This is a genomic window from Micromonospora sp. ZG13 (genome assembly GCF_059359355.1).
Genome location: NZ_JCADBQ010000010.1, coordinates 1 through 13,313, shown reverse-complemented (window position 1 = coordinate 13,313; position 13,313 = coordinate 1). Strand labels below are relative to the sequence as shown.

Genomic DNA, 13,313 nt, shown 5'->3' with positions numbered 1-13,313 from the left:
CGGGTCGGCGCGGGGACGACCGGGCGGGGCGAGGGGTGGGCGCGGTTCAGCGGGTACGGCGCGCCGGCGGCCGACTCACGGGCGGGTCGGGCGACGCGGCGCGGGCGTCAGCGGCAGGTGGCGGGGGCGCGCGGGGGAACGGCGGCGGGCTGGCCGGGGGCGGTGCGGACCGGCTGCGCGGCACGGCGACCTGCCTGCCACACGTAGGCGTGGCCGCCTGCGGCGCTGCCACGGCCGGGCACGATGCGACGATGATCGTCGATGGCGGAGACGCGGTGCGTCATCGGGTCCTCCTCGGGTGTCCACGCCCTGGGGTCACTCCGACGGCCGAAGTATCCTGGCTCCCGGATCGACGCTCACCCCCGGCCTTCCAACCGCGCACGCACGGCCGTGACTCACGAGGGGGGATCGCTCCCCGGTGACAGTGGCGGGACCGCGCCGGAATCGCACCGGCTTCCTTCACTGCCGTCAGGCCGCGAATGCTGCCACACCCCCGGGCCGCCGGTCAACGCCGCCCCACCCGGCCGCGACGGGGCAACGATCGATCGACAGGTGACGATCAACCTTCCGGCGGCGTCCGTTCCCGCAATGTCGCCGGTCGATGGGCCGACAATTTCCGTCGGGCCGGTTCCGGTCCCCGGAAAAGGCGCCCCGGCGGCCCGCGCGCGGGCCGGGGCGCCCCCCGCACGCGCCCAGCGTGGCGGGGACCGTTCCGTCTCCCACCAGGCGCGGCGCGACGTTCGGGGACGGCCCCGCGCCGCCGCCGAGACGTCGCGGCATTTCACGGCGGCCGATGTCGCCGCTCACCGGTCGGCGAGCCCCGATCCGTAGCCGGCGATCACCAGTTGCGCCCGGTCGTGGGCGGCCAACTTCGTCAGCAACCGGCCGGTGCGCCTCCTGACCGCGCCCCGGCTGAGAGCACCGGGAAGTTGGCGCGGAAGGTGTCGTGCGGGTCGTGGCGGCGCTTGATGTCGCCGAGGCGGTCCAGTACGTCGGAATTGAACGCGTCGGCGACGGTCTCGTTCGGATTGAGGAAGGTCAGGGGTTTGCGCCCGCTGGTGGGCAGCGCGTCGGCGAGGGCGCGTTGTCTGGCGGTGACGGCTTCGGTACGGCCTGGGTCGGCGGGCAGTCCGAACATGTACAGCGCGTAGGGCTCGGTGAGCGGACCGTGTGGGCTGTCCGACGGGCCGGCGAGCGCGCCGCCCAGGTGCCGTAGCTGCGCGCTGAGCAGCGGCTCAATCGGATCGTCCAGCAATGTCCTGACCGCCTTGTCGTCCAGCACGGTCAGCAGCTCGGTGTGGGACAGCCCGGCGCTCGGGTCGGTTGGTTCCGCGGTGATGGCGCCGAGTTCGGCCACCGACATGGGGCGTCGGCTGTCGGACAGCGGCGATGGCAGGCGGTCCAGCGGGGCCAGCAGGCTGTGGGCCTCGGCGGGGTCGCCGAGGTAGGTGGCGTCGACGGCGACCATCGGCTCGGCGCCGGGGAAGTGCAGGAGGTCCAGCCAGACGGTCAGTTCGTCCGGTGCGGTGGCGGTGATCGTGCGGTACGCGTCCATCACCGCCCAGGCGTGCCGGACGGGCCACAGCATCCTGCCTCCGTACAGGCTCGGTGCGGGGTGCAGGGCGAGTTCGAGGGCGGTGACGATGGCGAAGCTGCCGCCGCCGCCGCGCAGCGCCCAGTACAGCTCTGGTTCGGTGTCGGCGGTGACATGTCGTTCGTGGCCTTCGGTGTCGACGATGTCGAAGGCGGTGACGCTGTCGGCGACCCAGCCGTGTGCCCGACCGAACCAGCTCAGTCCGCCGCCGAGCGCGACGCCGGCGACGCTGACCACCGGCGAGCTGCCGGGTAGGCCGGTCAGGCCGTGGGGTGCGGCGGCTGCCTGGAGCAGGCCGGACGCCACGCCCGCGCCGACGCGGGCACGGCGGGTGGCGGGGACGACCTGGAGGGTGTCCAGGCGTCGGGTGCGCAGCAGGATCGTGCCGGCGGTACGGCCGGAGGCGCCGTGCCCGTTGGGTTGGGTGGTGATGCTCAGCCCGGCGGCGCGGGCGTGACGGACGAGCGCGACGACGTCGGCGGCGTCGGCGGCCTCGACCACGGCGTCGACCTGCTGTTCGATGGCGAGGTTCCAGGGTCGGCGGGCGGTGTCGAAGGCGGGCTCGCCGGGCAGCCACACTTGGCCGCGGAGGACGGCGCGCAGACCGTGCAGGGCGTTCATGCGTTCCTTCTCTCGTGGGTTCAGACGGCGACGCGCGCGAACGCGGCCAGGGCGTGGCTGTCGGTGACGTACATGGCTGCTCCCGCAGTTTGATCGGGTGTTTCGGTGCCTCAACCCTGCGGCTGGCCCGGACGACGAACAATGCCGACCTGTGCCACGATCGTGAAGCTGGCGTTAACGATGCAGGGAGATGGGGATGCTGGAGCGGCACGAGTTGGAGGCGTTTCTCGCCGTCGCCGAGGAACTGCACTTCGGCCGCGCCGCCGAACGGCTACGGGTCTCCACCGCGAGGGTCAGCCAGACCATCCGCAAGGTGGAACGGCGGGTCGGCGTCGCACTGTTCAACCGGACCAGCCGGCGGGTCGAACTGTCCCCGGTCGGGCGCGCGCTCTACGACGAGCTCCGACCGGCCTGGGATCAGATTGCCGCGGCAGTCGGCCGAGCGGTCGAGGCCGGCCGCGGATTCACCGGAACCCTGCGGGTCTGCTTCACCGGCGCGGCCGGTGGCCAACTGCTGGTCAGCATCACCGAGGTGTTCCGGCGGCGGCATCCCGAGTGCCAGACCCAGATCCGCGAAGCGCAGATGGGTGAACTGATGCCCTGGCTGCGCGGCGGCGAGGTCGACCTCGCCCTGGCCACCTTCCCCGTGGACGAGCCCGGCATCGTCACGGGTCCGGTCCTGGTGTCCGAGGCCCGGTTTTTGGCCGTGCCGGTCGGGCATCCCTTCGCCCGTCGCGACGCTGTCTCGGTCGAAGACCTGGCCGATGTCGCCATGCTGCAACTGCCCGACACACTGCCACGGTCTCTGCGCGCCGACCGCACCCCACACGTCACCCCGGCCGGACGACCCATTAGGGCCGGTATCTCCGCCGCGACGTTCCACGAGGTTCTCACACACGTCGGCGCCGGTCTCGGCGTCTTCCCTGTCGGCGCCAACGCCAGGCGCTACTACGCCCGCCCCGACGTCGCTTATGTGCACCTCGGCGACGCGCCACCCCTGCAGTGGGGCCTGCTCTGGCGCGCCGACGGCGCCACTGCCCGCGTCCGCGCCTTTGCGGAGGCCGCCCACACGCTCACCTTGAAAGACCGGTAAGAGGACAACACCGGCGGTGACCGACGCGGGGCGGGCCGGCGGGCGGCGGACCCGTCAACGGGCGTGGCGCTCCGGGTGGGCCCGGTTCCACACCCGCATCCGCTCCGGGTAGCCGGTGCGGGTGGCCCCGTACAGCGGCACCGCGTGCTTGCGGGCGACGGACCCGGCGGCGCGCGGCGAGCCGGTGCGACGGCGGATCCACTCGCCGTCGTGGGCGGTGGCGACCACGGTGGTGTCGGTCGCCGTGGCCTCAGCGGGCCCCGTCAGGCCGGGTCGCCCGGTGCGGTAGGGCGGGACGCGACACGCCAGGCAGCGGTCGCGGCGACCGCCACCGTCGCGCTGAACAGGAAGGGTGCCCGCATGCCCAGGCCGGCGGCCAGCGCGCCGCCGGCGAGCGCCCCGAGCGCGGCGCAGCCGTAGGAGAGCATCCGGGAGGCGGCGACCACCCGGCCGAGCAGGTCGCCGGGCACGAGGCGTTGCCGCAGCGACAGCGCGGCCACGTTGAGGACGGCGAACGCCGCGCTGGTGCCGACGACGACGGCCACGGCGGCGAGGCGGTGCGGCGCGACGACCAGGAGTGCCGGCGCTCCGGCGGTGACCGCCATCGACCAGGTCAGCACGTGCCGGTGCCGGAAGCGGGCGATCAGCCGGTCGGCGGCGAGGGAGCCGCCGAGGCCACCGCCCGCGCCGGTGGCCAGCAGCAGGCCGAAGCCGAGCGCGCCGAGGCCGAGGCTGTCCCGCGCGTACAGCACGAAGATCGCGAACCAGGCGCTGTCGGCGGCGGCGACGGCCGCGCCGACGAGCACGAGCGTACGGAGCACGGGTTGCCGGGCCAGCCACCGCAACCCGGCGAGCGCCCCACCCCGCGCGGGGGCGGCCGCCCCGACGGGCGGCTCGCCGGGAGCCGACCGTCCCGGGGCCGGGCGGGCGAGGGTCAGCGGCAGGGACAGCACGAGCATGACGGCCAGCGCGAGCGAGGCCCCGTTGACGGCGAAGGGCAGCGCCGCGCCGACGACGAACAGCAGCGCGCCGACGGGCGGGCCGACGAACTCGTTGCCCACGATCTCGCCCGCCACCAGCCGCCCGTTGGCCCTCTCCAGCTGCGCGTCGTCCACCAGCCGGGGGATCGCGGTCTGCGCGGCGGTGTCGCGCAGGGTCTCGCCGACACCGAGCAGGAAGGCGGCGGCGACCACGAGCCCGACCGAGGCCACTCCCGTCGCGACGGTCGCGGCCACCGCCGCCAGCACCACGACCCGGCCGGCGTCGGCGGCGGCGATCAGCGTGCGCGCCGCCCGGCGGTCGGCCAGCGCGCCGGCCAGCAGGCCGGTGACCAGCCACGGCAGGAACTGCGCCGCGGCCACCGCGGCGACCGCCACCGGATCGTCGCTCAGGGCGGCGGCGAGCAGGGGAAAGGCGGCCACCCGGATGCCGTCGCCCAGATTGGCCAACGCCGCGGCGGTCCAGAACGTCCAGAAGGGCCGGCCGAGCGACCGGGACCTATCAGCCACGCAGGGCACCATATCGCCCTCGGTCGGCGGGCGGCGGACCCGTCAGCGGGCGTGGCGCTCCGGGTGGGCCCGGTTCCACACCCGCATCCGCTCCGGGTAGCCGGTGCGGGCGGCCTCGTACAGCGGCACCGCGTGCTTTCGCGCGATGGAGCCGGCGGCGCGCGGCGAGCCGGTGCGACGGCGGATCCACTCGCCGTCGTGGGCGATGGCGACCACGGTGGTGTCGGTCGCGGTGGTCTCCGGTTCCAGGTAGAACTCCACGCCCTGGCGGCTGGTCACGAACGCCTCCAGCGCGGCCAGGTCCTCCCGGGTCGCCTCCCGGTCGAGCTTCGTCGGGGTCGGGTCGGCGGCCCGCGACCGCCGGTTGAACCAGCCCATGTCCCGCTCCTCTCCTCCGGGTCCTCCCAGTGCAGCACCCTTACCTGCGAGGCGGCTGCGAGCGGGGTGTGAGTGCCCTGCCAGGCGACCTCAGCGCACCGGCGGGCGGGTGGCCGGCACCAGGGCGAGGGTGGGCAGCAGCAACAGCGGCACGACGAGCAGTGCCCGCAGGGTGCCGACCCGGTCGCCGAGCAGGCCCAGCAGCGGCGGGCCGGCGAGGAAGGCGGTGTAGCCGATCACGGCGACCACGCTGACGCGGGCCGGCGCCCGCCGCTCGTCGTCGGCCGCCGCGCTCATCCCGACCGGGAAGCCCAGCGACGCGCCGATGCCCCAGAGCGCGACGCCGGCGATCGCCACCGGCCCGGAGCCGGCGAGCACCGCCACGGCCGCGCCGACCGTGGCAAGCACGATGGTGCCGGACAGCACGGGTACCCGGCCCCACCGGTCCAGCGCGACGGTGCCCAGCGTGCGCCCCAGGGTCATGCCGACGACGAAGACGCCGAAGACCGCCGCCCCGGCCGCCTCGCCGAGGTCGTGGCCGTCGATGAAGGCGACCGCCAGCCAGTCGTTGGCGCTGCCCTCGGCGAACGCCGCCACCAGCACCAGCAGTCCGATGAGCAGGGTACGCGGCTCCCGCCAGGCGGCCAGCAGCTCGCGGCGACGCTCGGCCGGGGCGGCCGACGCGGAGGCGGTGCCGCTCTCGGCCGCCGGCAGGAACGACCGCACGGCCAGCAGCGTGCCGAGCAGCACCACCGCGGCCAGCGCGGCCAGGTGCGCGGCGACCGGAACGCCGAGGCGGGCCGCCCCGGCGCCCAGGCCGGCGCCGGCCACGGAGCCGAGGCTCCACGCCGCGTGGAAGCGGGGCATGACCGTACGCCCCAGCCGCCGCTCGACCGCCGCGCCCTCGACGTTCATCGCCACGTCGCAGATGCCGGAGCCGTAGCCGAGGGCGCACAGCCCCACCGCGACCCCGACCGGGGAGCCGGCCAGGGCCCCGACCCCCGTCACGGTCAGCCCGGTCGCGACGACCAGGGTGGAGAGGGCGACGGTGCGGGCCGCCCCGAGCCGCTGGGTCACCAGGCCGGCGGTGGGCATCGCGAGGAGCGCGCCGACGGACATGGCGAGCAGCAGCAGCCCGAGCCGGCCCGCGCTGAGCCCCAGCGCGTCCCGGGCGGCGGGCACCCGGGAGAACCAGGTGGCCACGGCCAGGCCGTTCAGCGCGAACACCACGGCCACGCCGGTACGGGCGGCGAGCACCGGGCGCGGTACGACCGGCGGCGGCGCGGCGGGCGGGGCGACGGTACGGCTCACGGGGGCGTCCTCTCGCCTCGGGTGCTCTCCCGCCCGATCCCACACCTGAGAGCGCTTTCAGGACAACCTGGCCGCGCCCCTTACCGTGGACACGTTCCAGGGGCATGATTCGGTCGACCGTCCACGCCGCGACGGCCGACCACGGGGAGGACCGGGATGACGACGACGCACCGACCACCGACCCTGGAGGACGTCGCCCGGGCGGCGGGCGTCTCCCGGGCCACCGCCTCGCGGGTGCTCGCCGGCACCGGCTACGCCTCCCCCGCCGCCCGCGAACGGGTGAGCGTCGCCGCCGACCGGCTCGGCTACGCGCCGAACCCGGCCGCCCGCGCGCTCGTCCAGGGCACCGGCTTCCGGCTGGTGGTTGCGGTGACCGGCACCGCCGCGACGGTCCTCGACGACCCGTACGTCCACCGGGTCCTCGGCGCGTGCGCCCGGGTCTGCGCGCCGCACGGACTCGGGGTGGCGCTGCACTGGCTGCCCACCCGTGCGCCGGGCGTGGTGCGCCGGCTGGCCGAGGACCGCAGCGTCGGCGGGATCATCCTGATCAACACCACCGAGACGGTGCTGGACGCCGTCCCGGTGGGACTGCGCGGCCGGGTGGCCTCGATCGGCATCGGCTCCGCCCTCGTACCGGCCTTCGACGTGGACAACGGCGGCGGCACCGAGGCCGTGGTCCGGCACCTGTACGCCAGCGGGCGCCGCCGCATCGCCATGGTGACCGGGCCCCGCTGGCTGTCGTGCGCCGGCCGCTCCGTCGGCGCGTACCGGCGGGTGGTGCGCGACGCCGCCCTGCCGGTGCGCCTGGTCCCGGGGGACTTCAGCGCCGACCGGGGCCGGGCGGCGGCCCGGGAGGTCCTGGCGCGCTGGCCGGACACGGACGCGATCGTCGGCAGCAGCGACGCCACCGCCCTCGGGGTGATCGACGGGCTGCGCGGCGACGGCGTCCAGGTGCCCGGGGACGTCGCGGTGACCGGTTTCGACGACATCCCGCTCGCCGCGATGACCACCCCCGCGCTGACCACGGCCACCCACCCGGTCACGCAGATCGCCTCGGCGGCGGCGACGGCCGTACTGGGCGGGCGGCCGGTGCCGCCGGCGACGATGTTCCCGTCCCGGCTGGTCCGCCGGGTGAGCGGCTGAGTCGTCGGGCGGCCGGTGGGATTGACCGTCGGGCAGGCGGGTAACCGCCGGCGCACGCCCGCCGAGGACGAGGAGCGGTAACCCGTGGTCGAACCCGCGCCGCCGCACCGGCAGCCGGAGGAGAACCCTCGGCACGGCCGGCTGGCCGCGCGGCCGGCGCCGCCGACCGCCCTGGCCGCCGCCGGGCTGACGTCGCTGACCGACCCCGGGGGCGCCCCGCTGGCGCTGGCGTACGCCCCGGAGCCCGTCGGCGGCCCGCCGTACCGGCTGGTGCTGCTCCTGCACGGGGCCGGCGGCTCGGCCCGGCAGGGGCTCGACCTGCTGCTGCCGGTGGCCGACGCGCACCGGCTGCTGCTGGTCGCCCCGCAGGCGGTGGCGAGCAGCTGGGACCTGGTCGGTGAGGGCTTCGGGGCGGACGTACGGCGCATCGACGCCCTGCTGGCCATGGCCTTCGCCGGTTACCCCGTCGCCCGGGTGGCGTTCGGCGGGTTCTCCGACGGCGCCTCGTACGCCCTCTCCCTGGGCCTGACCAACGGCGACCTGGTCGACGCGGTGGTGGCCTTCTCCCCCGGTTTCGCCGCGCCGCTGGTCACCCACGGCCGGCCCCGGATCTACGTCTCGCACGGCACCCGGGACCCCGTCCTGCCGGTCGACGTGTGCAGCCGCCGCCTGGTCCCCCGCCTGCGCTCCCTCGGCTACGACGTCACCTACGACGAGTTCCCCGGCCACCACGAGATCCCCCCGACCATCCGCACCCGCGCCACCACCTGGCTGGCCCCCTGACCCACCCCCCTCTCCGCGCCCCACCCTCTCCCGCGGAGATCAGGGAGTCCTGGTGGGCGTCATCGCGCCCTTCCCGACTTTCGCGGGACACCCCACCTGCATGCTCGACGCCGACTCGGGGGGTGCGGGTCGGGTCACGTCGATGGACGGTTCAAGCCGTGGCCGGTTGGGGAAAGTCACCCCGGCGGGACGATGAGGGGCAGGGCTCGACGGCTGCCTGCGACCCGGACACCAGGGCGGCGACAGGGGGCCGGGACGTGGAATCGAAGCAGCGCGCCGAACCGGCGGGCGCCGGGGCGGCCGTCGACCTCTTCGCCGGCGACGATCCGACCAGCGCCGCGCACCGGGCCACCGACTGGGCGGCCACTCCCCTGGGTCCCGTGGAGACCTGGCCGCCGGAGCTGTGCGCGGCGGTGCGCACCGTGCTGCCGTCGAAGATCCCGATGCTGCTGTGGTGGGGCCCCGAGCTGGTGCAGATCTTCAACCACGCGTACACGCCGGTCCTCGGCGACAAGTACCCGGCCGCGATCGGTCAGCCGGGCGCGCGGTGCTGGCAGGAGGTCTGGGCCGAGTTGGGTCCGCTGACCGACCAGGTGCTCGCCGGCCACGGCGCCACGTACGCGGAGAACCAACTGCTGATGCTCGACCGGCACGGCTACCTGGAGGAGACGTACTGGACCTTCTCCTACAGCCCGGTGCGCGCCGACGCCGGCCGGATCCCCGGCATCTTCGTGGCCACCACGGACGTCACCGCGCGGGTGCTGGGTGACCGGCGGCTGGAGACGCTGCGCGAGCTGGGTTCGGTCTCGATCGCGGCGGCGGACACCACCCGCGACGCCGTGCGGGCGTCGGCCCGGGTCCTCACCGGCAGCCCCGCCGACCTGCCCGCCGTGATGATCTACCTGCGCCCCGAGGGGACGACGCCGGACGAGGGGCCGGCCGCAGCCGGCGACGGTGGAGAAACCGGCCCCGGACCGGACGACGGCGCGTCGGCGGACGCGGACGAACTGGTCCTGGCCGCCTCGGTCGGCGTGGCCGACGACGCCGCCGCGAGTGCCGGGTGGCTGGCGCAGATCGGCGAGGTCGCGCGGACCGGCCGCCCCGCGCGGGTCCGGGGCGTGGCCCTGCCCGGCGACCCCCGCGCACACGCCGGGGCGGTCGTCGGGGTGCCCGTGGACGAGGTGGTGGTGCTGCCCCTGCCGGCCACCGGACAGGCCCGCCCGACCGGCGTGCTGGTCGCCGGCGTCAGCCCCTTCCGCAGGCTGGACGAGGCGTACGCCGGCTTCCTCGACCTGGTGTCCAGCCGGGTCTCGACGGCGCTGGGCGACGTGCTGGCGTACGAGGCGCAGCGCCGCCGGGCCGCGGCCCTGGCCGAGCTGGACGCGGCGAAGACGGAGTTCTTCACCGACGTCAGCCACGAGCTGCGCACCCCGCTGACACTGATCGCCGGGCCGGTGCGCGAGAGCCTCGCCGACCGCCGCGAGCCGCTCCCGCCGGGCCAGCGCGAACGCCTGGAGCTGGTGCACCGCAACACCGGCCGACTGCGCAAGCTCGTCAACGACATGCTCGACTTCGCCCGCATGGAGGGCGGCCGGCTGGACCCGGAACGCGTGGAGACCGACCTTCCGGCGCTCACCGCCGGCGTCGCCGAGTCCTTCGCGTACGCCATGCGCGAGGCCGGGCTGACCTACCGGGTCGACGTCGAGGCGCTGCCGCGCACCGCGTACGTGGACCGCGACATGTGGGAGAAGGTGGTCGTCAACCTGCTCTCCAACGCCCTGAAGTACACCCTGGCCGGCACAGTGCGCCTGCGGCTGCGCGGCGACGGCGAACGCGTCACGCTGTCCGTCGACGACACCGGCGTCGGTGTCCCCGCCGACCAGCAGCCGCTGCTGTTCCGCCGCTTCCACCGCGTACGCGGCGCCGGCGGCCGGTCGCAGGAGGGCACCGGCATCGGGTTGGCGCTGGTGCAGGAGATGGCCAGTCTGCACGGCGGCGAGGTCAGCGTGCGCTCGGTCGAGGGCGAGGGCTCGACGTTCACCATCCGCCTGCCGTACGGCCGGGCCACCGCCACCGCCACCGCCACGCGCCGCGAGCGGGCCCACGAGCCGGCACACGAGGCGTACGTCGCCGAGGCCCTGCGCTGGCTGCCGGAGGCCGCGCCCGCCCCCACGGACCGGGCCGACGACGACGCCCGGGACGCCGCCACGGTGCTGGTGGTCGACGACAACGCCGACCTGCGCGCCTTCCTGGCGAGCCTGCTCGCGCCCCACCACCGGGTCGTCGTCGCGGCCGACGGCCGGGAGGCGCTCGACCGCATCGCCGATCGGGTGCCGGACCTGGTGCTGACCGACGTGATGATGCCCCGCCTCGACGGTTTCGGGCTGGTCCGGGCGCTGCGCGCCGACCGGCGTACGGCCGGGTTGCCGATCATCGTGCTCTCCGCCCGCGCCGGCGAGGAGGCGGCGGTGGAGGGACTGCGGACCGGGGCCGACGACTACCTGGCCAAGCCGTTCTCCTCCGAGGAACTGCTGGCCCGGGTGGGCGCGCACCTGGAGCTGGCCCGGTTACGCAACGAGGAGGCGACCTGGCGGGCGGCGCTCATCGAGTCGTTGCAGGACGCGTTCGCCGTGGTCGACGCCGACGGGGCGCTGATCGAGGCGAACGAGGCGTTCTGCCGCCTGGTCGGCGCCGACCGGCTGGCGACACCGGTCGCGCCGCCGCACGCCTGGTGGCCGGAGGCCGACGCCGCGCCCGCCGACCGACTGCTGCTGCTCGACGTGCTGCGTGCCGCGCGGGACTCCGACCGGGGGCGGGTCACCGTGCCGCTGCGGCACGCCGACGGGCAGCGGATCTGGGCCGAGGCGGTCTACAACTCGCTGCGCGAGCCGCGAACCGGCCGCCGCCTCTACGTCGCCACGCTGCGTGAGGTGACCGCCGAGGTCCGGGCCGCCGCGCGACAGTCCGCCCTGGCCGCGCTCTCCGGCCGGCTCGCCCGCGCCACCGACGTGGCCGAGGTGCTCGACGCCGGCCTCTCCGAGCTGTGCACCCTGCTGGACGGCACGCGCGGCCTGGCGGTCTGCGCCGACGCCGCCGGCACGCCGCTGGTGGTGACCCAGGGACTGACGCTGACCCGGCAGGTGCAGCGGGCCCTCGACGGGCTGCCCGCGGACGGCGACCCGCAGCTGGCCGTCGACGACGCGGGTCGGGTCACCGCGATCGGGGCCCGCATCGAGCCGGGCGGGGCACCCGGCGGGGTGTGGCTGGAACTGGATCCGCCCCGGTCGGTACCGACGGTGGACCGGCCGCTGGTGCGGCAGCTCTGCGCCGCGCTGGCCCAGGCGCTGGTCCGCGCGCGGGCCTTCGAGACCCAGCGGACGGTCGCCCTGGCCATGCAGCGGGCGATGCTCGGCCCGGTCGACCTGCCGACCGGGTTCGCGACCCGCTACCAGCCGGCGGTGGCGCCGCTCGAGGTCGGCGGAGACTGGTACGACGTGGTGCAGCTTCCCGGCGACCTCGTCGGCGTGGTGGTGGGCGACGTGGTGGGGCGGGGCCTGCCCGCCGCCACCGTGATGGGTCAGCTGCGCAGCGCCTCACGCGCCCTGCTCCTGCAGGCCAAGAGCCCCGCCGAGGTGCTCAGCGCGCTGGACGACTTCGCCCGCATGGTGCCCGGCGGCGCCTGCACCACCGTCTTCTGCGCCATCATCGACCGCTCGCTGGGCCTGCTCCGCTACTCGTCGGCGGGCCACCCGCCGGGCATCCTGGTGCACCCGGACGGCTCCGCCGAGCTGCTGACCCGCGCCGGTTCGGTGCCGCTGGCCAGCGTCGCGGTGCCCGGCCGGCCGGAGGCCGGGGCGCGACTGCGGCCCGGGTCGACGCTGCTGCTCTACACCGACGGGCTCATCGAGCGCCGCCGGGAACTGATCGACGCCGGCATCTCCCGGGCCGTCGCCGCGCTCACCCAGGGCCGCGAGCTGCCCGAGGGGGCACTGGCCGACCGGATGGTCCGGGACCTGCTGCCCGACACCCGCAACGACGACGTGGCGGTGCTGGTCTACCGGCACCGCGAGCCGGCGGCCTTCGACGCGACGCTGACTGCCGACCCGGGGCAGCTCGCGCCGACCCGCGAGGCGCTGCGGGAGTGGCTCACCGGCCTCGGCATCGGCGAGGCCGACGTCGACGCGGCGCTGATCGCGGCCGGCGAGGCGTGCGCCAACGCGATCGAGCACGGCTACCGGTTCGCCCCGGACGTGTCCGTCACCGTACGGGGGCGGCTGCGCGCCGACCGGCTGGAGATGGTGGTCACCGACACCGGCGGCTGGCGGGAGGCGACCCCCGACGACGGAGAGCGCGGCCGAGGTCAGCTGATCATGACCCGGCTGATGGACGAGGCCACCGTGGACGGCAGCGCCGACGGCACCACCGTACGCCTGGTCAAGCGCGTCTCCGGCGCGTGACCGCCGGCCCGGCCTGCTGGCCGGTTCCGGCTGAAGCTGCACGCGTTCGACGAGGCCGCCCTGGGGCGGCTCACCGACGCCCTCGGCCTGGCCGCCGAGGTGCACCGTGACGACCGGCGGGTACGCGAGCCCTACCTGAACCACCTGCTGCAGGTGGCGATCCGATTGATCGAGATGCGTAGCGCGCAGACCTTCGGCCTTAGCCCGTGTTTCATATGTCCCGGAGGTACTGGTTGATGGCCGCGATGGTCAGGGTGGCCTCGTAGCGCACGGCTAGTTTGTCGTAGCGGGTGGCCATGGCGCGGTGTTGCTTGAGCTGGTTGATGCCGCACTCCACGGCGTGACGCTGGCGGTAGACGTCAGGGCTGAAGGCGGGTGGCCGGCCGCCGCGGGAGCCTTTCGCGAGGCGGTGGGCGTCTTGGTCG

General features: G+C 75.6%; 9 protein-coding genes, 3 pseudogenes and 1 riboswitch. Of the genes and pseudogenes, 5 read left to right on the top strand and 7 right to left on the bottom strand.

The window, feature by feature from the left end:
- Positions 1-107: 107 nt before the first annotated feature.
- Together AC5L34_RS20275 and AC5L34_RS20270 are read right to left on the bottom strand one after the other, a co-directional pair.
- On the bottom strand, positions 108-284 hold the full coding sequence (locus tag AC5L34_RS20275; protein ID WP_494826419.1) for a hypothetical protein: 177 nt from the start codon (positions 282-284) through the stop codon (positions 108-110).
- A 46-nt stretch (positions 285-330) separates the two neighbouring features.
- Positions 331-460, bottom strand: a riboswitch (cobalamin riboswitch).
- Positions 461-874: 414 nt separating this feature from the next.
- The gene (locus tag AC5L34_RS20270; RefSeq protein WP_494826417.1) at positions 875-2,215 is read right to left on the bottom strand and encodes an FAD-binding oxidoreductase; all 1,341 of its coding nucleotides are present in this window, start codon (positions 2,213-2,215) and stop codon (positions 875-877) included.
- A 196-nt stretch (positions 2,216-2,411) separates the two neighbouring features.
- Here AC5L34_RS20270 and AC5L34_RS20265 point away from each other — a divergent pair, with 196 nt between their 5' ends.
- Positions 2,412-3,308 (top strand): LysR family transcriptional regulator, encoded by an 897-nt coding sequence (locus AC5L34_RS20265; protein WP_494826416.1) that lies wholly within the window; start codon positions 2,412-2,414, stop codon positions 3,306-3,308.
- Positions 3,309-3,362: 54 nt separating this feature from the next.
- Here the strand turns inward: AC5L34_RS20265 and AC5L34_RS20260 are convergent.
- From AC5L34_RS20260 to AC5L34_RS20245, 4 genes and pseudogenes are all read right to left on the bottom strand, one after another.
- Positions 3,363-3,560, bottom strand: a pseudogene (locus AC5L34_RS20260) (hypothetical protein); the annotation flags it as partial.
- An 11-nt stretch (positions 3,561-3,571) separates the two neighbouring features.
- Positions 3,572-4,828, bottom strand: a complete 1,257-nt coding sequence (locus AC5L34_RS20255; RefSeq protein WP_494826414.1) for an MFS transporter — start codon at positions 4,826-4,828, stop codon at positions 3,572-3,574.
- 30 nt (positions 4,829-4,858) lie between these two features.
- Positions 4,859-5,194 carry a hypothetical protein gene (locus AC5L34_RS20250; RefSeq protein WP_441176669.1) on the bottom strand — a complete coding sequence of 112 codons (336 nt, stop codon included), beginning with the start codon at positions 5,192-5,194 and terminating at the stop codon, positions 4,859-4,861.
- Between the two features lie 90 nt (positions 5,195-5,284).
- Positions 5,285-6,505, bottom strand: coding sequence for an MFS transporter (locus tag AC5L34_RS20245; RefSeq protein WP_441176670.1), 1,221 nt, complete (start codon positions 6,503-6,505; stop codon positions 5,285-5,287).
- Between the two features lie 156 nt (positions 6,506-6,661).
- Between AC5L34_RS20245 and AC5L34_RS20240 the strand changes: the two genes are divergently transcribed.
- The 4 genes and pseudogenes from AC5L34_RS20240 to AC5L34_RS20225 form a co-directional block, all read left to right on the top strand.
- Complete coding sequence (locus tag AC5L34_RS20240) at positions 6,662-7,648, top strand: LacI family DNA-binding transcriptional regulator (RefSeq protein ID WP_494826412.1); 987 nt, start codon at positions 6,662-6,664, stop codon at positions 7,646-7,648.
- A gap of 84 nt (positions 7,649-7,732) precedes the next feature.
- Positions 7,733-8,431 carry an alpha/beta hydrolase gene (locus AC5L34_RS20235; protein WP_494826410.1) on the top strand — a complete coding sequence of 233 codons (699 nt, stop codon included), beginning with the start codon at positions 7,733-7,735 and terminating at the stop codon, positions 8,429-8,431.
- A gap of 257 nt (positions 8,432-8,688) precedes the next feature.
- Positions 8,689-12,888: a SpoIIE family protein phosphatase gene (locus tag AC5L34_RS20230; RefSeq protein ID WP_494826408.1), complete on the top strand. Its 4,200-nt coding sequence runs from the start codon at positions 8,689-8,691 to the stop codon at positions 12,886-12,888.
- A gap of 30 nt (positions 12,889-12,918) precedes the next feature.
- Positions 12,919-13,059: pseudogene (locus AC5L34_RS20225) on the top strand (HD domain-containing protein); the annotation flags it as partial.
- 40 nt (positions 13,060-13,099) lie between these two features.
- Here AC5L34_RS20225 and AC5L34_RS20220 read toward each other — a convergent pair.
- Positions 13,100-13,313: pseudogene (locus AC5L34_RS20220) on the bottom strand (IS5 family transposase); the annotation flags it as partial.

Bases quoted from the DNA above. Each gene is read 5' to 3' on its own strand.
- AC5L34_RS20275 (WP_494826419.1), bottom strand. From the start codon at position 284: ATGACGCACCGCGTCTCCGCCATCGACGATCATCGTCGCATCGTGCCC.
- AC5L34_RS20270 (WP_494826417.1), bottom strand. From the start codon at position 2,215: ATGAACGCCCTGCACGGTCTGCGCGCCGTCCTCCGCGGCCAAGTGTGG.
- AC5L34_RS20265 (WP_494826416.1), top strand. From the start codon at position 2,412: ATGCTGGAGCGGCACGAGTTGGAGGCGTTTCTCGCCGTCGCCGAGGAA.
- AC5L34_RS20255 (WP_494826414.1), bottom strand. From the start codon at position 4,828: ATGGTGCCCTGCGTGGCTGATAGGTCCCGGTCGCTCGGCCGGCCCTTC.
- AC5L34_RS20250 (WP_441176669.1), bottom strand. From the start codon at position 5,194: ATGGGCTGGTTCAACCGGCGGTCGCGGGCCGCCGACCCGACCCCGACG.
- AC5L34_RS20240 (WP_494826412.1), top strand. From the start codon at position 6,662: ATGACGACGACGCACCGACCACCGACCCTGGAGGACGTCGCCCGGGCG.